This is a genomic window from Citrobacter sp. Colony219, assembly GCF_019382635.1.
Taxonomy (GTDB): Bacteria; Pseudomonadota; Gammaproteobacteria; order Enterobacterales; family Enterobacteriaceae; genus Citrobacter; species Citrobacter youngae.
Window position 1 is genome coordinate 3394011 of record NZ_CP080033.1, and the last position, 18372, is coordinate 3412382.

Sequence of the window (18372 nt, forward strand, 5' to 3'; positions counted from 1 at the left end):
CTCAACGCAGTACCATCAACAGTGCCAGCACAACAACGGCGCCGATGCTCATTGATGCCACATACCAGCGCAGATAGCCGTTCTCGCTTAACAGCAGGCCTTTACCTGCAAAGCGAGACAGGATCGCCGGAATGTTCATCATTGCGTTCAGCGGATCGCGTTTCAGCAGCCATGCAACACCGAGGAACGGCTTGACGAACACTTTGTCATACAGCCAGTCGAAGCCCCAGGCGTTATACCACCAGGTACCCAGCAAACGGCCTGGCGCACTGTTGGCAATCGATGTCACAAGCTGGCGTTTACCCAGCCACAGCCATGCAGCGATCAGGATGCCCGCAATCGCGACGATACCGGAAGTAATTTCCAGCGTCATGACGCGACCATGCTCAAGCTCGGTCGTCGCAGGCAGTACGCCATGCAGTGGCGGCACAATCAGCGCGCCAACAAAGGTGGACAGGATCATCAGCACAATCAGCGGCAGATGATGGGTAATCCCCTTCCCGGCGTGAGCGTGAATTTGTTCTTTACCGTGGAACACGATGAAAATCATACGGAAGGTATACAGCGAGGTCATGAACGCACCGACCAGACCTGCAACCATCAGATTGATATGACCGTTCGCCATCGCACCGGCAAGAATCTCATCCTTACTGAAGAAGCCAGCGGTAATCAGCGGCAGAGCCGACAGCGCCGCGCCACCAATCAGGAAGCAGAGATACACCAGCGGAATAGACTTACGCAGGCCGCCCATCTTGAAGATGTTCTGTTCGTGGTGGCAGGCCAGGATAACCGAGCCGGATGCCAGGAACAGCAGCGCTTTAAAGAAGGCGTGCGTCATCAGGTGGAAAATCGCCGCATCCCACGCCTGAACGCCAAGCGCTAGGAACATGTAGCCAATCTGGCTCATCGTGGAGTAAGCGAGAACGCGTTTGATGTCGGTCTGTACCAGCGCAGCAAAACCCGCCAGTACCAGCGTGATAGCACCGATAATCCCCACCAGATGCAGGATTTCCGGGGTCATCAGGAACAGGCCGTGCGTACGTGCAATCAGGTAGACACCGGCGGTAACCATCGTCGCAGCGTGGATCAGCGCAGAGACAGGCGTCGGGCCTGCCATCGCATCAGCAAGCCATGTTTGCAACGGCAGCTGTGCAGATTTACCGACCGCACCGCCCAGCAGCATCAGGGTTGCCCACATCAGCATGTTGTTACCGTCTGCAAAGTGCGCAGGCGCCAGTTCCACCATTTCGCGGAAGTTCAGCGTGCCCAGCTCGTTGTAGAGAATGAACAGTGCGAATGCCAGGAATACGTCACCAACACGGGTTACCACGAAGGCTTTCATTGCCGCAGCGCCATTCTTCGGATCGGTATAGTAGAAACCAATCAGCAGATAGGAGCACAGGCCCACGCCTTCCCAGCCGAGGTACATCAGCAGCAGGTTATCCGCCAGCACCAGAACCACCATGCTGGCGATAAACAGGTTGGTGTAGGCGAAGAAACGAGAATAGCCCTCTTCTCCGCGCATATACCAGGAGGCGAACATGTGGATCAGGAAACCGACGCCGGTCACCACGGAGAGCATGGTCAGCGACAGGCCGTCCAGCACCAGGTTAAAACCGATGTTGAAGTCGCCGACTGACATCCACGTCCACAGCGGCTGGCTGTAAGCCTGCTGGCCATTGGCAAAGAAATCAACGCCAACAAACGCAGTCACCAGCGCGGCCAGGCCAATCGACCCGACACCCACGGTAGCGGACAGATTTTCTGACCAACGACCACGAGAAAACGCCAGTAATACAAAGCCAATAAATGGCAGAATAATGGTTAAGGCAAGCATGTTCATCCACGCATCTCACTTACTGAATCGATGTTCAGGTTCTGGCGACGGCGATGAAGTTGCAGCAGCAGCGCAAGTCCAATGCTCGCTTCCGCAGCCGCAAGGCTGATGGCGAGAATGTACATCACCTGACCATCGGTCTGGCCCCAGTAGCTTCCGGCGACCACAAAGGCCAGCGCAGAGGCGTTAATCATGATTTCCAGCCCGATCAGCATAAACAGCAGATTGCGGCGGATAACCAGACCGGTCAAACCCAGGACGAATAAAATCGCAGCGAGGATCAGTCCATGTTGTAAGGGGATCATGCGTGCTCCTCCGTTTTTCTTTTCGCGCGGTCATCGGTGCGATTGCTCAGCACCTCACCTGAACGCTCTTCGCGCCCCACGTGGAAGGCCACAACCAGACCCGCCAGCAGCAGCATCGAAGCCAGTTCGACCGCCAGTACATACGGTCCGAACAGGGAAATACCGACTGCTTTCGCGCTGATTGGTGTCCCGTCGATGCCCTGATCGTTAACGCCCAGAATGGCGTAAACAATAACCACCAGCATGATGGCCGACAGAATCGCCGGTCCAATCCACACCTGAGGTTTCAGCCACTGGCGTTCCTGTTCAATTTCAGAACCACCGAGGTTGAGCATCATTACCACGAATACGAACAGCACCATGATGGCGCCCGCGTAGACGATAATTTCCAGCGCACCGGCGAAGTAAGCGCCTAACGAGAAGAACACCCCGGAAATCGCCAGCAGCGAAATAATCAGATACAGCAGTGCGTGTACCGGATTGGTGTGGGTGATCACCCGCAAGGTTGCGAGAATGGCTATCAGGCCACAGATATAAAAAGCGAACTCCATTGCCCCTCTCCTTACGGTAACAGGCTCTTGACGTCGATAGGCTTAGCTTCGTTCTCTGCTTCGCCCTTATCTTTGCCGTCGATTGCCATACCTGCCATCCGGTAGAAGTTATATTCCGGGTATTTGCCCGGACCGGAGATCAGCAGATCCTCTTTCTCGTAAACCAGGTCCTGGCGCTTGTACTCACCCAGCTCGAAATCTGGAGTCAGCTGAATAGCCGTTGTCGGACAGGCTTCTTCACACAGGCCGCAGAAAATGCAGCGTGAGAAGTTAATGCGGAAAAACTCCGGATACCAGCGGCCATCTTTGGTCTCTGCTTTTTGCAAAGAGATACAGCCTACCGGACACGCTACCGCACACAGGTTACAGGCAACGCAGCGCTCTTCACCGTCTGGATCACGAGTCAGAACGATACGACCACGAAAACGGGGCGGTAGATAGACCGGCTCTTCCGGGTACATCTGCGTTTCGCGTTTCGCGAACGCATGCAGGCCGATCATCCAGATACTGCGTACCTGGGTGCCGAAACCTACGAACAATTCTTTTAAGGTCATGGTCTTTGTGTCCCTTATTGCGCCTGCCAGAGAATGACAGCCGCCGTTACCAGCAAGTTGACGAGCGTCAGCGGCAGACAGACTTTCCAGCCGAAGGACATTACCTGGTCATAACGAGGACGCGGTAACGACGCACGAATCAAAATGAACATCATCATGAAGAACGCGGTTTTCAGCGCGAACCAGACGAATGGTGGTAAGAACGGGCCATGCCAGCCACCGAAGAACAGGGTAACCATCAGCGCAGAAATGGTGACGATACCGATGTATTCACCCACGAAGAACAGACCGAATTTCATACCGGAATATTCAATGTGGTAACCGTCGGCCAGTTCCTGCTCGGCTTCTGGCTGGTCAAACGGGTGACGGTGACACACCGCCACGCCCGCGATGGCAAAGGTGACAAAACCAAAGAACTGCGGAATAACGTTCCAGATATCAGCCTGGTTGTTGACGATGTCGGTCATGTTAAATGAACCGGCCTGCGCCACCACGCCCATCAGGGAAAGTCCGAGGAACACTTCGTAGCTCAGCGTCTGCGCAGACGCACGCATCGCACCGAGCAGGGAGTATTTGTTGTTACTGGACCAGCCGGCGAACAGCACCGCGTATACCGCGAGGCCCGCCATCATCAGGAAGAACAGGATCCCGATGTTCAGGTCGGCCACTACCCAGTTCGGACTCACCGGCACGATGGCGAAAGCCAGCAGCAGCGAGGTGAAGGCGATCATCGGTGCCAGGGTAAAGATGACGCGATCCGAGAATTTCGGGATCCAGTCTTCTTTAAAGAACATCTTGATCATGTCCGCAACCAGCTGGAGCGAACCGCCCCAGCCAACACGGTTCGGTCCGTAACGGTTCTGGAACAGACCCAGCAGACGACGTTCGCCAAAGCTCATGAATGCCCCGCAGGTGACCACCACCAGCAGGATCACCACCGCTTTGAGAATGCTCAGCAGGATCTCAATCAGATCGGGTGTAATCCAACTCATTGTTGTGCCTCCTGCAGATCCTCAAGACGCGCACCTGCCAGAACCGGCGCGATGCCAGGCATGCCCATCGGCAAACCAACCTGCCCTGCCGTTAATCCTTCAGCGATTTCAACCGGCAGCGTAACCGTGTTGCCATCGTAGCTGAAAGAAACGCGCGTACCGGCATTAACACCCAACTTCGCGGCATCAGCCGGGTTGAGTTTGATGTACGGCTGCGGCATACGGGTCTGGAAGACCGGCGCACGCTGGGACATTTCGTCACTGCCAAACAGATGGTAGTACGGCGCGATACGCCACTGACCATCCTGAGCCTGGAAGCTCGCCGGAACGGTAGTGAAGTAATCCATACCATCCGCAGAAGCTTCGATCAGGCGCACGCCCGGATCGCCATGACGCAGTTTACCGCCCACTTCATCCTGGAACTTGTTCCACGCCTGTGGGGAGTTCCAGCCCGGAGCCCAGGCAAACGGAATTTGTGAACGCGGCGCAGACGGCTGGTTGTTCCCTTCCATAGAGAAGGCGAACATGGTGTCTTTGTCCTGCGGTTGACGCGGTTCGTGTACGCTGATGTTGGCGCGCATTGCGGTACGCCCACTGTAGCGGTGCGGTTCACGAGCCAGCTTCTGTCCACGGATACGGAAGCTTGCGTCCGGCGCGGCATCTTTAATGCCTGCCAGCTGCGGCAACTTCTCAACGACCGCGTCGATAACGTGGTCGAGCTGCGTCCAGTCCACTTCACGACTCTGCACGGTGCTGTGCAGCGAGTGCAGCCAGCGCCAGCTTTCGAGCATTACGGTGTTGCTGTCGTAGTAGGATGGGTCATAGACCTGGAAGAAACGCTGGGCGCGGCCTTCGTTGTTAATCACCGTACCATCGCTTTCGGCGAAGCTTGCAGCGGAAAGCACCAGATGGGCGTTTTCCATAATTGCCGTACGCTGATGGTCAACAACCAGTACCAGCGGCGCTTTCGCCAGCGCGGCATCAACGCGGGCGGCTGAAGCATGGCGATGCAGGTCATTTTCCAGCACCACAACGGCGTCAGCGCGGCCTGTTTCCAGCTCGGTCAGCGCATCGTCAAGGGAACCACCGCCAATCATGCCGAGGCCCATGCTGTTAACCGAGCGAGCAATCATGGTGATGCCGACGTCTGCGCCACGGCCTTTCAGCGCCTTCGCCACGTTGGCTGCGGCCTGAATCACCTCTAAGCTACCGGCGTTGGTGCCGGAAATAATCAGTGGTTTCTTCGCCCCGGCCAGTGCCTGAACGATAACGTCAATTTTGTTCTGCAGGCCACGGTCGATACCGTCAACCGCCGGAGCGTTGTTATCCAGCGCATGAGCGATAGCGAAACCTAAACGCGCCTGATCTTCAACCGGTGCACGATAGGTCCAAGCGGCGATATCATCCAGGCGGGTGTTATCGACGTTGGTAACGAACAGCGGATGCTTAGCACGCTGGCCGATGTTAAGGATTGCTGCGATCTGCCAGTCGGCCACTTTTTGTGCCGCCGCCATTTCGCGAGCTTTACCTTTCACTGCCTGACGCACCGCCAGCGCAACACGCGCACCGGTTTGGGTGACATCTTCGCCCAGTACCAGAACGGCGTCGTAAGATTCTATTTCACGCAGTGCCGGGGTATGAATCCCGCCGTCACGCAGCACGCTCAGTGCCAGTTGCAGACGTTCCTGCTCGCCCTGGGCTATACCGGTATAGAAGTTATCCGCACCGACCAGTTCACGCAGCGCGAAGTTGCTCTCAACACTGGCGCGCGGAGAGCCGATACCGATCACTTTCTTCGACTGACGCAGAATATCTGCCGCGCCCTGCATCGCCTGCTCGGCGTTCAGCGTGATCAGGTCATCGCCACGACGCTGTACTGGCTGACGCGGACGGTCTTTCAGGTTCACGTAACCATAGCCGAAACGACCACGGTCGCAAAGGAAGTAGTGGTTAACGGTACCGTTGTAGCGGTTTTCGATACGACGCAGTTCACCGTAGCGCTCGCCCGGGCTGGTGTTACAGCCGATGGAACACTGCTGGCAGATGCTCGGCGCAAACTGCATGTCCCATTTACGGTTATAACGCTCGGAGTGCGTTTTATCGGTGAAGACGCCGGTCGGGCAAATTTCTACCAGATTGCCAGAGAATTCGCTTTCGAGCGTACCGTCTTCCGGACGACCGAAGTAGACATTGTCATGTGCGCCATAAACGCCCAGATCCGTGCCATCGGCGTAATCTTTGTAGTAACGCACGCAGCGATAGCAGGCGATGCAGCGGTTCATTTCGTGAGAGATGAACGGCCCCAAATCCTGGTTGCGGTGTGTACGCTTCGTGAAGCGGTAGCGACGGAAGCTATGACCAGTCATGACGGTCATATCCTGAAGGTGGCAGTTACCGCCCTCTTCGCAGACCGGGCAGTCGTGCGGGTGGTTGGTCATCAACCACTCGACGACGCTTTCGCGGAACTGCTTCGCTTCTTCGTCATCAATAGAAATAAAGGTACCTTCGGTGGCCGGTGTCATACAAGACATCACCAGGCGACCACGCGTGTCTTCCGCGTTCTGATATTGCTTCACCGCACACTGGCGGCAAGCACCGACGCTTCCCAGCGCCGGGTGCCAGCAAAAGTACGGAATATCAAGGCCAAGAGACAGACAAGCTTCCAGCAGGTTGTCCGCTCCGTTGACCTCATATTCTTTGCCGTCTACATGAATCGTAGCCATAGTCAGCATGCTTCCAGTTGGCTCGGTCGTGACCGAGCATTAATCGAATTTCTTTTCCGCTTTATCCTTCAAGCTGCCTCGGCGTTGGCTTCCCTCGCCACCCCAGTCACTTACTTTAGTAAGCTCAGGGGTTCTCTCGGTTGCCGCCTTGACGCATCTTGAATGCTTTCGCGTAAAACGTTTACCAGCGCTCTTTCAGCAGGTTCGGCTGAATACCACCAATAGCGTGGGTATTGCTGAAGGTCTGCTTAATGCCAGCTTCGAATTCTTCGCGGAAATATTTAATGGCGCTCTGTAGCGGTTCCACCGCACCCGGTGCGTGTGCACAGAAGGTTTTACCCGGGCCGAGGAAACGACACAGTTGCTCAAGTGTCTCGATATCCCCAGGCTGGCCTTCGCCACGCTCCAGCGCACGCAGAATTTTCACACTCCACGGCAGACCATCACGGCACGGCGTACACCAGCCACAGGACTCGCGGGCAAAGAACTCTTCGAGGTTACGCACCAGCCCAACCATGCCAATCTCGTGGTCAACCGCCATCGCCAGCGCGGTGCCCAGACGGCTACCGGCTTTACCAATGCTTTCGAATTCCATCGGCAGGTCGAGATGTGCTTCAGTCAGGAAGTCAGTCCCCGCGCCGCCCGGCTGCCAGGCTTTGAACTTCAGGCCATCGCGCATGCCGCCCGCGTAATCTTCGAGGATTTCACGCGCAGTAGTGCCGAACGGCAGCTCCCACAGTCCCGGATTCTTCACGCGACCAGAGAAGCCCATCAGTTTGGTGCCCGCGTCTTTGCTCTTCGAAATGTTCTGGTACCACTCCACGCCGTTTGCGAGGATAGCCGGTACGTTACACAGGGTTTCGACGTTGTTAACGCAGGTCGGTTTACCCCATGCACCAGAGCTTGCCGGGAACGGCGGCTTGGAGCGCGGGTTCGCACGGCGACCTTCGAGGGAGTTGATCAGTGCAGTTTCTTCACCGCAGATGTAACGCCCTGCCCCGGTGTGCACAAACAGTTCGAAATCGAAACCGGTGCCCATGATGTTTTTGCCAAGCAGACCGGCTTCGGTCGCTTCGGCAATCGCGCGGCGCAGATGCACAGCCGCTTCGATATATTCACCGCGCAGGAAGATGTAACCACGGTACGCTTTCAGCGCAAACGCGGAGATCAGCATGCCTTCCACCAGCAGGTGCGGCAGCTGTTCCATCAACAAGCGGTCTTTATAGGTGCCGGGTTCCATTTCATCGGCGTTACACAGCAGGTAACGGATGTTCATGGATTCGTCTTTCGGCATCAGGCTCCACTTCAGACCGGTGGAAAAGCCTGCGCCGCCGCGCCCTTTCAGGCCAGCGTCTTTTACCTGGTTGACGATTTCATCCGGTGACAGCCCGGTCAGGGCCTTACGCGCACCTTCATAACCGTTCTTGCTACGATATTCGTCCAGCCATACCGGCTGTTTGTCATCACGCAGACGCCAGGTCAGCGGATGCGTTTCGGGAGTACGGATAATGTCTTTCATTTATACCGCTCCAGCAGTTCGGGAATGCCTTCCGGGGTCAGATGAGCGTGAGTATCTTCATCGATCATCATATTCGGCCCCTTGTCGCAGTTCCCCAGGCAACAGGTCGGCAGCAGCGTAAAGCGACCATCAAAGGTCGTCTGCCCCGGCTTGATGTTGAGTTTTTTCTCAAGCGCAGCCTGGATCCCCTGGTAGCCATTGATATGGCACACGACGCTGTCGCAATAGCGGATCACGTGGCGACCGACCGGCTGACGGAAGATCTGACTGTAGAATGTCGCAACACCTTCGACGTCGCTTGCCGGGATACCCAGCACGTCAGCGATCGCGTAGATCGCCCCATCCGGCACCCAGCCACGCTGCTTCTGAACGATTTTCAGCGCTTCAATGGACGCCGCACGCGGGTCTTCGTAGTGGTGCTTCTCGTGCTCAATCGCTTCACGCTCAGCCGCACTCAGCTCAAAAGCCTCGGTTTGTGGTTGTTGGTTCTCGTGCATAATTAGCGGTCCACATCTGACATAACAAAATCGATACTACCCAGATGGACGATCAGGTCGGACACCAGGCTGCCACGTACCGCTACCGGGATCTGCTGCAGGTGCGCATAGCTCGGAGTACGGATACGGGTACGATAACTCATGGTGCTGCCATCGCTGGTCAGGTAGTAACTGTTGATACCCTTGGTCGCTTCCACCATCTGGAAGGACTCGTTTGCCGGCATAACCGGTCCCCACGAAACCTGCAGGAAGTGGGTGATCAGGGTTTCGATATGTTGCAGCGTGCGCTCTTTCGGCGGCGGCGTCGTCAGCGGGTGATCCGCTTTGAACGGGCCTTCCGGCATGTTATTGAGGCACTGCTCAAGGATGCGCAGACTCTGGCGCAGCTCTTCAACTTTCAGCATCACGCGGGTATAGCAGTCGGACACACCGCCGCCAACCGGGACTTCAAAGTCAAAGTTTTCGTAGCCAGAGTACGGACGCGCTTTACGCACGTCGAAATCAATACCGGTCGCACGCAGCGCAGCACCGGTACAGCCCCAGTCCAGCGCTTCTTTCTTGCCGTAAGCGGCAACGCCCTGCGAACGGCCTTTCAGGATGGTGTTACGCAGTGCGGCTTTCTCGTAAGAATCCAGACGTTTTGGCATCCAGTCGAGGAAATCACGCAGCAGTTTGTCCCAACCGCGCGGCAGATCGTGTGCCACACCGCCGATACGGAACCAGGCCGGGTGCATACGGAAACCGGTGATCGCTTCCACGACGTCGTAGATTTTCTGACGGTCGGTAAAGGCGAAAAATACCGGAGTCATCGCGCCGACGTCCTGAATGAACGTGGAGATGTACAGCAGGTGGCTGTTGATACGGAACAGTTCAGACAGCATGACGCGAATCACGTTGACGCGATCCGGTACGGTAATACCCGCCAGCTTTTCGACTGCCAGCACGTACGGCATTTCGTTCACGCAGCCACCGAGGTACTCGATACGGTCAGTGTACGGAATGTAGCTGTGCCAGGACTGACGTTCGCCCATCTTTTCAGCGCCACGGTGGTGGTAGCCGATGTCAGGTACGCAGTCGACGATTTCTTCGCCATCAAGCTGCAGGACAATACGGAACGCACCATGGGAAGACGGGTGGTTAGGACCGAGGTTGAGGAACATAAAGTCCTCGTTTTCGGTGCTACGCTTCATGCCCCAGTCTTCAGGTTTGAAGGTCAGCGCTTCCATTTCCAGATCCTGTTTGGCTTTAGTCAGCTCAAACGGGTCAAATTCGGTCGCACGCGCCGGGTAGTCTTTACGCAGCGGATGGCCTTCCCAGGTATGCGGCATCAGCAGACGCGTCAGGTGCGGGTGACCTTCGATGTCGATGCCAAACATTTCCCAGGTTTCACGCTCATACCAGTTGGCGTTCGGGAACAGTTTGGTGAAAGTCGGTACGCGCAGATCGTTTTCAGACAAAGCCACCTTGAGCATGATATCGCGATTGCGTTCAATGGAGATCAGGTGATAGAAAACGGAAAAATCCGCGGCGGGTAACCCTTCGCGGTGCGTACGCAGACGTTCGTCCATGCCGTGTAAGTCAAACAGCATGACGTAAGGTTTCGGCAGTCTCTTTAAGAAATCGCCAACTTCGAGTAACTGTTCACGCTTGACCCAGACAACGGGTACCCCAGTGCGAGTAGCCTGAACGGTAAAGGCATCCGGCCCAAAACGGTTGCGCAGTTCGCCAATGACCGGGTCATCAAGGTGATCCCGTGTTTGCCATACGGCGTCTTGCGCGGTTAAGTCGGTCATATTGTTCACCATTGCAAATGGTCCGTGGTGGTCGGCAGTGCTTCGCGCTATTTATGTAGTGGTAAGCGAAGGAAGTGCTGCTGCCGACAGGCGCAAATTAAATCTCGTCTGGTGTACGAAGATTCGTTACAGCAATACGTTCGCCGCGTTTACGCTCGCGTTCTGACTGCATATTGGCGCGATAAACGCCCTGATCGCCAACCACCCAGGAGAGCGGACGGCGTTCTTTGCCAATGGAATCTTGCAGCAGCATCAGTGCCTGCATGTACGCTTCCGGACGCGGCGGGCATCCCGGGATGTACACATCGACCGGAATAAATTTATCAACGCCCTGCACTACCGAGTAGATATCGTACATACCGCCGGAGTTGGCGCAGGCGCCCATGGAAATAACCCATTTCGGTTCCAGCATCTGATCGTAGAGGCGCTGAATAACCGGTGCCATTTTGGTGAAGCAGGTTCCGGCTACGACCATCAGGTCAGCCTGACGCGGCGATGCACGCAATACTTCTGCACCAAAACGGGCCACGTCATGCACGGCGGTAAACGAGGTCACCATCTCTACGTAGCAGCAGGACAGGCCAAAGTTATATGGCCAAATTGAGTTTTTACGGCCCCAGTTAACCATGTCATGCAACTTGCCCATGAACACATTTTTGTTAACTTCCTGCTCCAGGGGGTCGGTTACGATCTCCTGTTTTTGCAGGGGGTAACGGTCGTTCTCACCGTTAGGATCTATGCGGGTGAGCGTATAATCCATCTTAATGCCTCGCGGTTAGCGTTGACGATTAGCGATACTGTTCGTTTCCGGGTTCATACGCTCGCGGCGTGAACGCGCGGGCGTCCAGTCCAGCGCGCCAATACGCACCAGATAAACCAGACCTGCCAGTAACACAAAAATAAAAATTGCAGCTTCCACAAAGCCAATCCAACCGCTTTCACGGATAGAGGTTGACCATGCGAACAGATACAGCGCTTCAACGTCGAAGATAACGAAGAACATGGCTACCAGATAAAACTTGGCAGACAGGCGCAAGCGGGCGGTGCCGACCGAGTCGATACCTGATTCAAACGGCACGTTTTTAGATCTCGCGCGTGCGCGACCACCTAAAAACCAGCCGCCGACGAGCATCAGGCAGCACAGGCCAATGGCGACAATAAGAAAGATAGCGAATGCCCAGTGATGAGCGATGACTTCAGTGGATGTTGACATACTCATTGCTTACTCATCAAAAGTAGCGCCAAATTCTCTGCTCTTTTCGGCAGATGAACGCCACATCGATTCATGGGGAGGAATAAAAAAAACCTTACAATCACTGTGAAAAATCATTTTAGACAGCTAATTGATGGGGTTTTTTACTCCTTTCTATAACCTTTTGTCAACTTTAACAAAAGTTTCCTCACATTATTTTACACAACTCCAACACCATTAACATAAAGTGCTATTTAGACCCATTTCGATCGCGTCATCGGTCATTTTTAATGTTGTTGAATCGTGTCCGTAGTGAAGTAAAAAAATGATACCCGTCTATTTTGACAGGAATTCACACAGATGCCTCCCCCTAAATGGGAGTATTTTCTTGATCTGTGACACGCTTTTGTTAATTCACCATAAAAAACAGCAACAATTTCTCTAGTTTTTTAACATGAAAATGAATAGCGCCTCGAGTGATTGTTTTTTGCACTATTTGTAGGTGATTTTTTTACCTACTGATTTTGTTAAGTTTTGGTATACAAAATGCCATCTCCGACCATTATTTGCATAAAAAAAGAGCCGCTGGATGTTTTTTCATCACCAGCGACTCTTTTTTGCACTTACATTTTATAACGATTATTTATGGTACATCACTCAAAGTCGCCTTCGACAATCAGCGAATCGTCTCCCCCTTCAGGGGTAAACTGGTTGTATTGCCAGGGATTTTGATAGGTCTGCATCGACTTAAAGATCACCTGAGCCAGCTCATTTTGTGATGCAGGGTCGCAGCACAGCAAGTACTCCGTTTCCGGCAACGGTGGCAATCCGTCCGCCGCGCCCAGTACGCGTAAATCCGGGCTCATCATTTCTACAGGACGGGCAGTCACGCCCAACCCCGCCTTCACTGCCGCACGAACAGCCGCTAATGTTGAAGCAACATAGGCCAGACGCCACGGGATCTGTGCAGCGTTCAGCGTTGCCAGTACCATATCGCGGAACGGACTCGGATCATCCAGCAGCACCAGCGGCACCGGCTCACCTTTTTGTAAAATATATTCGGCCGCACAATACCAGTGCGTAGGTGAGGTACGCAGATTCAGACACTCAAAATCGCCTGGCCGGTTGGTTGTCACCACCAGATCAACGTCTTGTGACTTCAGCATATCCACCATGTAAGCGTTGCGTTTCACTCTGACATCCAGCGCAAGCTTCGGATAAACCGAACTTATCCGGTTCAGCAGAAAAGGAAGGATAGTATCCGCTGACTCATCAGAAGCGCCAATAGTTAACACTCCCTGAAGATTGTTAAACATCAATGATGAGCATGCCTCATCATTAAAACGCAATATTTTTCTGGCGTAACCCAGCAACTGAATCCCATGCTCGGTCAGTAGTTTGTTACGTCCATGGCGCGCGAACAACTCTTTCCCCACAAGTTGTTCGAGACGTTGCATTTGCTGACTCACCGCAGACTGAGTGCGACATACCGCAGCTGCCGCAGCCGCGAAGGTATTCAGATCGGCAACGGCAACGAAGGTTCTCAGCAGATCGAGATCGAGGTTAATTATCGGACGATTTGCATTTATCATAATTTTTCACTTACTCGCGGGTCATACCGGGTTAATGCTGTGCATTCAGAAACAAACAACTCCATTTGTAATGGGCCTCCCTCGCAGTTTCACCAGGTGTAACCAGGTGAAAATAAGGATGTATTTGCTTTAACAAACGAAACAATTCCCTTTCAGCGCTATATAATACCCGTGACACTCATCGGAATATAGCAACGAGAAAGAGTCATTTTTTTAGCTGTTGGATGATTCTGACTAATGGAAAACATGTAAATTTTGTAAATTTGAAAAATAGTTAACGAACACTAATTTACACATTAAAAACTAACTTTTCAGTATGTTAGAAACTCTTAACTAACATTAGAATTATCGCAAAACACAAGTTGCGTACCATTTCATGGGACTTATCTTAACCTAAAACCACTATATTTATAAGTGTTATCGCGAATTAATCGAAGCAAAAAGGTGATAACTCAGACTGGCAGTTTTCGTATTATTAACGCGTTCAATAAATACTGTTTAAATATTAAATAATAATTAATTAAGAATGCCACCATTCATTAATTATACTTAACAATAGATTCACACCGCATCGTTGTTAGATCAGGCCGATAACAGTTTGTCAGGCTCAAACCTCAGTATTTTCGAATTGCGCAATACAGCAGATACTCCCGACCGCGCCCCGTTTTGCACATCTCACTATTTTTACCAAAACAAATCACCATACCCGAGCCGCCACATCGAAATATATAACCACAAAAACAAAAATATCAAGATTATAATTCTATATTAATTTCATTATTTAGTTATTAACAGTTAATTATAACCTCGCAACTTTCGAAATCTTCTACTAAAGACCCTTCAAAACTCACCGTCGGGGGAGTACATTGTTCTGTGCTGACTTCCACGGCAGGGAGTGGCATTCACAGCTAAAAAGGTCAAGATTCATGTCCCCCATTGAAAAATCCAGCAAATTAGAAAATGTCTGTTATGACATTCGTGGCCCGGTTCTGAAGGAAGCAAAGCGCCTGGAAGAAGAAGGCAATAAAGTTCTGAAACTCAACATCGGCAACCCTGCGCCATTCGGGTTTGAAGCACCAGATGAAATTCTGGTCGATGTGATCCGCAATTTGCCAACTGCGCAAGGATATTGCGATTCCAAAGGCCTTTATTCAGCCCGCAAAGCGATCATGCAGCATTACCAGGCCCGCGGGATGCGCGATGTTACCGTGGAGGACATTTATATCGGTAACGGCGTTTCTGAATTAATCGTTCAGGCGATGCAGGCGTTGCTGAACAGTGGGGACGAAATGCTGGTTCCTGCACCTGATTACCCGCTGTGGACAGCGGCAGTATCGCTCTCTGGCGGTAATGCCGTGCACTACCTGTGTGATGAATCGTCAGACTGGTTCCCGGACCTTGATGATATTCGGGCAAAAATCACCCCGCGCACACGTGGGATCGTCATAATTAACCCAAACAACCCTACCGGCGCCGTTTACTCTAAAGAGCTGCTGATGGAGATAGTTGAGATTGCTCGCCAGAACAACCTCATTATCTTTGCTGACGAGATTTATGACAAAATTCTCTATGATGATGCCGAGCATCACTCAATTGCGGCAATGGCCCCGGATCTGCTGACTATTACCTTCAATGGCCTGTCAAAAACTTATCGTGTTGCGGGGTTCCGCCAGGGTTGGATGGTACTGAACGGACCGAAGAAACATGCCAAAGGGTATATTGAAGGTCTTGAAATGTTGGCCTCCATGCGTTTATGCGCCAACGTTCCAGCGCAACACGCCATTCAAACCGCGCTGGGTGGATACCAGAGCATCAGCGAATTTATCATGCCAGGCGGACGTTTGTATGAACAGCGCAACCGGGCCTGGGAATTACTTAATGATATTCCGGGCGTCTCCTGCGTGAAGCCACGCGGCGCGCTGTATATGTTCCCGAAAATTGATGCCAAACGCTTCAATATTCACGACGACCAGAAGATGGTTCTCGACTTTCTGCTGCAGGAAAAAGTCCTGCTGGTTCAGGGAACGGCTTTCAACTGGCCGTGGCCGGATCATTTCCGTATCGTCACACTGCCGCGTATTGACGATATCGAAATGTCGTTGAGTAAATTTGAGCGTTTCCTGTCAGGGTATCGCCAGCTGTAACCACGCAAAGTGCTACCGGGTTTGCATCCGGTAGCACTCTCTGCGCAAAATACCGTTACTGAAGTCACTGAGTAAGGGTCGTTATGAAGCAGAGCCACTTTTTTGCCCACCTCTCCCGTCTGAAACTCATTAACCGCTGGCCGCTGATGCGCAACGTGCGCACCGAAAACGTGTCCGAACACAGTCTGCAGGTTGCTATGGTTGCTCATGCGCTGGCCGCGATCAAAAACCGTAAATTTTGTGGTCAGGTAAATGCTGAGCGTATTGCCCTGCTGGCGATGTATCACGATGCGTCAGAGGTGTTAACCGGCGATCTCCCTACCCCAGTGAAATATTTCAACTCGCAGATTGCTCAGGAATATAAAGCGATAGAGAAAATTGCCCAGCAAAAACTGGTCGATATGGTTCCCGACGAGTTGCGGGATATTTTTGCACCACTCATTGATGAACATGCCTTAAGTGAAGAAGAAAGATCGATTGTTAAACAGGCCGATGCCCTGTGCGCGTATCTGAAGTGCCTGGAGGAACTCTCCGCCGGTAACAACGAATTTCTGCTGGCGAAAACGCGTCTGGAAAAAACGCTGGAGTCACGACGCAGCGAAGAGATGGACTACTTTATGGACGTGTTCGTCCCGAGTTTTCACCTCTCATTAGATGAAATCAGTCAGGATTCACCGCTTTAAGCGATTTTGCCGGATGGCGGCTAACGCCTTATCCGGCCTACAGGTAGGCGTGATATCCGTAGGCCTGATAAGCGCAGCGCCATCAGGCGTTTACTGCGGCGGTCAAAACGGGAACAGCATCGGGATCATCACCACGCACACTGCCATGACAATCACCGTAAACGGTACGCCAATCTTCACGAAGTCGCTAAAGCTGTAGTTACCCGGCCCGAGCACCAGTGTGTTTACCGGTGAAGACACTGGCGTCATAAAGGCTGCGGAAGCCGCCATCGCAATCACCATCGCAAAAGGATACGGCGAAACGCCCATCGACTTTGCCGCTGCCAGCGCAATCGGCGCCATCAGTACCGCCGTCGCGGTGTTAGAGATAAATAACCCAATGGTCGCGCACAGGACAAACAGACAACCCAGCATCATGTACGGGCCATATCCCCCACCGACGTCCATGAGTCCTTTTACCACCAGATCGACACCGCCGGTCTTTTGTAAAGCCAGCGCAAAAGGCATCATCCCGACGATCAAGATAATGCTTGGCCAGTGGATCGCCTTATAGGCGCTCTCTGCATCAATACACCGGAATTTCCCCATCAGCAGGCAGGCGATAATTGCGGCCACCGTATTGGGTATTTCATCCGTCAGCATTAACGCAACCATCAGAACCAGGCAGAAAATCGCGTGCGGTGCCTGGCTGTGCGCCGGAGACGCTTCACTGACTTCGACCGGCATGTTCAACACCACAAAGTCGCGGCCTTTTTTACCCAACGATGTGATAAGTTTCCAGTTACCCACGACCAGAATGATATCGCCCATCAGCAACGGTTCATCCACTACCGCGCCGTCCATCGCCGTACCATCACGCTTCACCCCGACGACATTCAGGCCGTAACGCGTACGAAACGCGATTTCCCTTACCGTTTTACCGATTAATTCTGATTCCGGGATCAACGAAATCTCAGCCATCCCCACATCAAGCGCCTGTTCGGAAAAATACTCGCCGCGCAGCACCATCGGCTCCAGCAATTGTTCACTGCAGAATTCGCGCAGATCGACATCAGCGGCGGACATATCAATGAGCAAAACGTCACGGGCACGGAACTCAGAGACCCCATTAACGTCCACAATCACGCGCCGAAAGCGACGCCAGCGCTCAACACCAATCACGTTCGCCCCGTAGCGCTCACGCAGCTTCAGGTCGTCAAGACGCTGGCCAATCATCGGCGAGCCGGGACGAATAGCCAGGCGGCGGGCGCGCCCCGTCAGACGATACTCTTTGATAAGATCGCGAAAGGTCCGGCGTTTCCAGCCATCCCCCTGTTGCCCGGAGTCCTCACCTTTGAGCATAAAACGCATCAGCAGCATGTAAATGATGCCGAGCACCAGAACAACCAGCCCAAGCGGGGTCACGCTGAAAAAGCTGAAACCGTTGAGTCCCTCGCGCAGTAACTCACTGTTGACGACCAGGTTGGGCGGCGTCGCCACCAGCGTCATCATGCCGCTGATAAGCCCCGCGAAGCTAAGCGGCATCATCAGACGCGAGGGCGAGGTTTGCATGCGCATAGATACGCTTAAAACAACAGGAATAAAAATCGCGACTACGCCAGTGGAACTCATAAAGGCACCGAGCCCGGCGACGGTGATCATCAGCAAAACCAGCATTTTGACTTCACTACTGCCGGCCACCTTCACCAGCCATGCCCCCATCACCGTTGCCACCCCGGTACGCACCAGGCCGTCACCAATGATAAATAAAGCCGCAATCAAAATAACGTTAGGATCGCTGAAACCCGAAAAAGCCTCTGAGATGCTCAGTGTTCCACTCAGAACAAAGGCAATGATGACCAACAGAGCAACTGCATCCATACGCACTCTGCCAGTGGCAAACAAAACGACGGCAATCGCCAGCAATGAGAGAACCCATATCAATTCACCGTTCACAACATATCCTTGTTAAATGAGAGGGATGGACTGATTCTGCCATAAAAAAGCCCCA

Annotated in this window: 15 protein-coding genes; 2 read left to right on the forward strand and 13 right to left on the reverse strand. The window is 53.2% G+C overall.

The window, feature by feature from the left end; all coding sequences use genetic code 11:
• Position 1: 1 nt before the first annotated feature.
• The 12 genes from nuoL to lrhA all read right to left on the reverse strand — a co-directional run bounded on the left by nuoL (position 2) and on the right by lrhA (position 13555).
• A complete protein-coding gene (gene nuoL, locus JTI85_RS15300) occupies positions 2 to 1843 on the reverse strand; it encodes an NADH-quinone oxidoreductase subunit L (RefSeq protein WP_048211071.1) in 1842 nt (613 codons plus the stop codon).
• Positions 1840 to 2142, reverse strand: coding sequence for an NADH-quinone oxidoreductase subunit NuoK (nuoK, locus tag JTI85_RS15305; RefSeq protein ID WP_000612644.1), 303 nt, complete (start codon positions 2140 to 2142; stop codon positions 1840 to 1842). Before nuoK ends, nuoL begins: the two co-directional genes overlap by 4 nt.
• Positions 2139 to 2693, reverse strand: a complete 555-nt coding sequence (gene nuoJ, locus JTI85_RS15310; RefSeq protein ID WP_003028059.1) for an NADH-quinone oxidoreductase subunit J — start codon at positions 2691 to 2693, stop codon at positions 2139 to 2141. Before nuoJ ends, nuoK begins: the two co-directional genes overlap by 4 nt.
• Before the next feature lie 11 nt (positions 2694 to 2704).
• Positions 2705 to 3247: an NADH-quinone oxidoreductase subunit NuoI gene (gene nuoI, locus JTI85_RS15315; RefSeq protein WP_003028062.1), complete on the reverse strand. Its 543-nt coding sequence runs from the start codon at positions 3245 to 3247 to the stop codon at positions 2705 to 2707.
• 14 nt (positions 3248 to 3261) lie between these two features.
• Positions 3262 to 4239 (reverse strand): NADH-quinone oxidoreductase subunit NuoH, encoded by a 978-nt coding sequence (nuoH, locus tag JTI85_RS15320; RefSeq protein ID WP_003028063.1) that lies wholly within the window; start codon positions 4237 to 4239, stop codon positions 3262 to 3264.
• A complete protein-coding gene (gene nuoG / locus JTI85_RS15325) occupies positions 4236 to 6962 on the reverse strand; it encodes an NADH-quinone oxidoreductase subunit NuoG (RefSeq protein WP_219351702.1) in 2727 nt (908 codons plus the stop codon). The genes nuoH and nuoG overlap by 4 nt, the downstream gene beginning before the upstream one ends.
• Before the next feature lie 181 nt (positions 6963 to 7143).
• On the reverse strand, positions 7144 to 8481 hold the full coding sequence (gene nuoF / locus JTI85_RS15330; protein ID WP_005129472.1) for an NADH-quinone oxidoreductase subunit NuoF: 1338 nt from the start codon (positions 8479 to 8481) through the stop codon (positions 7144 to 7146).
• Complete coding sequence (gene nuoE, locus JTI85_RS15335) at positions 8478 to 8978, reverse strand: NADH-quinone oxidoreductase subunit NuoE (RefSeq protein ID WP_003028069.1); 501 nt, start codon at positions 8976 to 8978, stop codon at positions 8478 to 8480. Before nuoE ends, nuoF begins: the two co-directional genes overlap by 4 nt.
• A gap of 2 nt (positions 8979 to 8980) precedes the next feature.
• On the reverse strand, positions 8981 to 10783 hold the full coding sequence (nuoC, locus tag JTI85_RS15340) for an NADH-quinone oxidoreductase subunit C/D (protein ID WP_075551358.1): 1803 nt from the start codon (positions 10781 to 10783) through the stop codon (positions 8981 to 8983).
• Between the two features lie 85 nt (positions 10784 to 10868).
• Positions 10869 to 11531 carry an NADH-quinone oxidoreductase subunit NuoB gene (gene nuoB, locus JTI85_RS15345; RefSeq protein WP_003028075.1) on the reverse strand — a complete coding sequence of 221 codons (663 nt, stop codon included), beginning with the start codon at positions 11529 to 11531 and terminating at the stop codon, positions 10869 to 10871.
• Between the two features lie 15 nt (positions 11532 to 11546).
• Positions 11547 to 11990, reverse strand: a complete 444-nt coding sequence (gene nuoA / locus JTI85_RS15350; RefSeq protein WP_040230134.1) for an NADH-quinone oxidoreductase subunit NuoA — start codon at positions 11988 to 11990, stop codon at positions 11547 to 11549.
• Positions 11991 to 12616: 626 nt separating this feature from the next.
• Positions 12617 to 13555 carry a transcriptional regulator LrhA gene (gene lrhA / locus JTI85_RS15355; RefSeq protein WP_005129482.1) on the reverse strand — a complete coding sequence of 313 codons (939 nt, stop codon included), beginning with the start codon at positions 13553 to 13555 and terminating at the stop codon, positions 12617 to 12619.
• Between the two features lie 926 nt (positions 13556 to 14481).
• Here lrhA and alaA point away from each other — a divergent pair.
• On the forward strand, positions 14482 to 15699 hold the full coding sequence (alaA, locus tag JTI85_RS15360; protein ID WP_003028082.1) for an alanine transaminase AlaA: 1218 nt from the start codon (positions 14482 to 14484) through the stop codon (positions 15697 to 15699).
• A gap of 83 nt (positions 15700 to 15782) precedes the next feature.
• On the forward strand, positions 15783 to 16382 hold the full coding sequence (yfbR, locus tag JTI85_RS15365) for a 5'-deoxynucleotidase (RefSeq protein WP_219351704.1): 600 nt from the start codon (positions 15783 to 15785) through the stop codon (positions 16380 to 16382).
• Between the two features lie 102 nt (positions 16383 to 16484).
• Here the strand turns inward: yfbR and JTI85_RS15370 are convergent, their stop codons facing one another.
• Positions 16485 to 18317 carry an SLC13 family permease gene (locus tag JTI85_RS15370; protein WP_048211069.1) on the reverse strand — a complete coding sequence of 611 codons (1833 nt, stop codon included), beginning with the start codon at positions 18315 to 18317 and terminating at the stop codon, positions 16485 to 16487.
• Between the last annotated feature and the right edge of the window lie 55 nt (positions 18318 to 18372).

What these genes read in the sequence shown, in the direction of transcription:
- yfbR (WP_219351704.1), top strand. Translation starts at nt 15,783, where the DNA reads ATGAAGCAGAGCCACTTTTTTGCCCACCTCTCCCGTCTGAAACTCATT.
- nuoE (WP_003028069.1), bottom strand. Translation starts at nt 8,978, where the DNA reads ATGCACGAGAACCAACAACCACAAACCGAGGCTTTTGAGCTGAGTGCG.
- nuoF (WP_005129472.1), bottom strand. Translation starts at nt 8,481, where the DNA reads ATGAAAGACATTATCCGTACTCCCGAAACGCATCCGCTGACCTGGCGT.
- nuoL (WP_048211071.1), bottom strand. Translation starts at nt 1,843, where the DNA reads ATGAACATGCTTGCCTTAACCATTATTCTGCCATTTATTGGCTTTGTA.
- lrhA (WP_005129482.1), bottom strand. Translation starts at nt 13,555, where the DNA reads ATGATAAATGCAAATCGTCCGATAATTAACCTCGATCTCGATCTGCTG.
- nuoK (WP_000612644.1), bottom strand. Translation starts at nt 2,142, where the DNA reads ATGATCCCCTTACAACATGGACTGATCCTCGCTGCGATTTTATTCGTC.
- nuoJ (WP_003028059.1), bottom strand. Translation starts at nt 2,693, where the DNA reads ATGGAGTTCGCTTTTTATATCTGTGGCCTGATAGCCATTCTCGCAACC.
- nuoA (WP_040230134.1), bottom strand. Translation starts at nt 11,990, where the DNA reads ATGAGTATGTCAACATCCACTGAAGTCATCGCTCATCACTGGGCATTC.
- nuoG (WP_219351702.1), bottom strand. Translation starts at nt 6,962, where the DNA reads ATGGCTACGATTCATGTAGACGGCAAAGAATATGAGGTCAACGGAGCG.
- nuoH (WP_003028063.1), bottom strand. Translation starts at nt 4,239, where the DNA reads ATGAGTTGGATTACACCCGATCTGATTGAGATCCTGCTGAGCATTCTC.
- nuoC (WP_075551358.1), bottom strand. Translation starts at nt 10,783, where the DNA reads ATGGTGAACAATATGACCGACTTAACCGCGCAAGACGCCGTATGGCAA.
- nuoI (WP_003028062.1), bottom strand. Translation starts at nt 3,247, where the DNA reads ATGACCTTAAAAGAATTGTTCGTAGGTTTCGGCACCCAGGTACGCAGT.
- alaA (WP_003028082.1), top strand. Translation starts at nt 14,482, where the DNA reads ATGTCCCCCATTGAAAAATCCAGCAAATTAGAAAATGTCTGTTATGAC.
- nuoB (WP_003028075.1), bottom strand. Translation starts at nt 11,531, where the DNA reads ATGGATTATACGCTCACCCGCATAGATCCTAACGGTGAGAACGACCGT.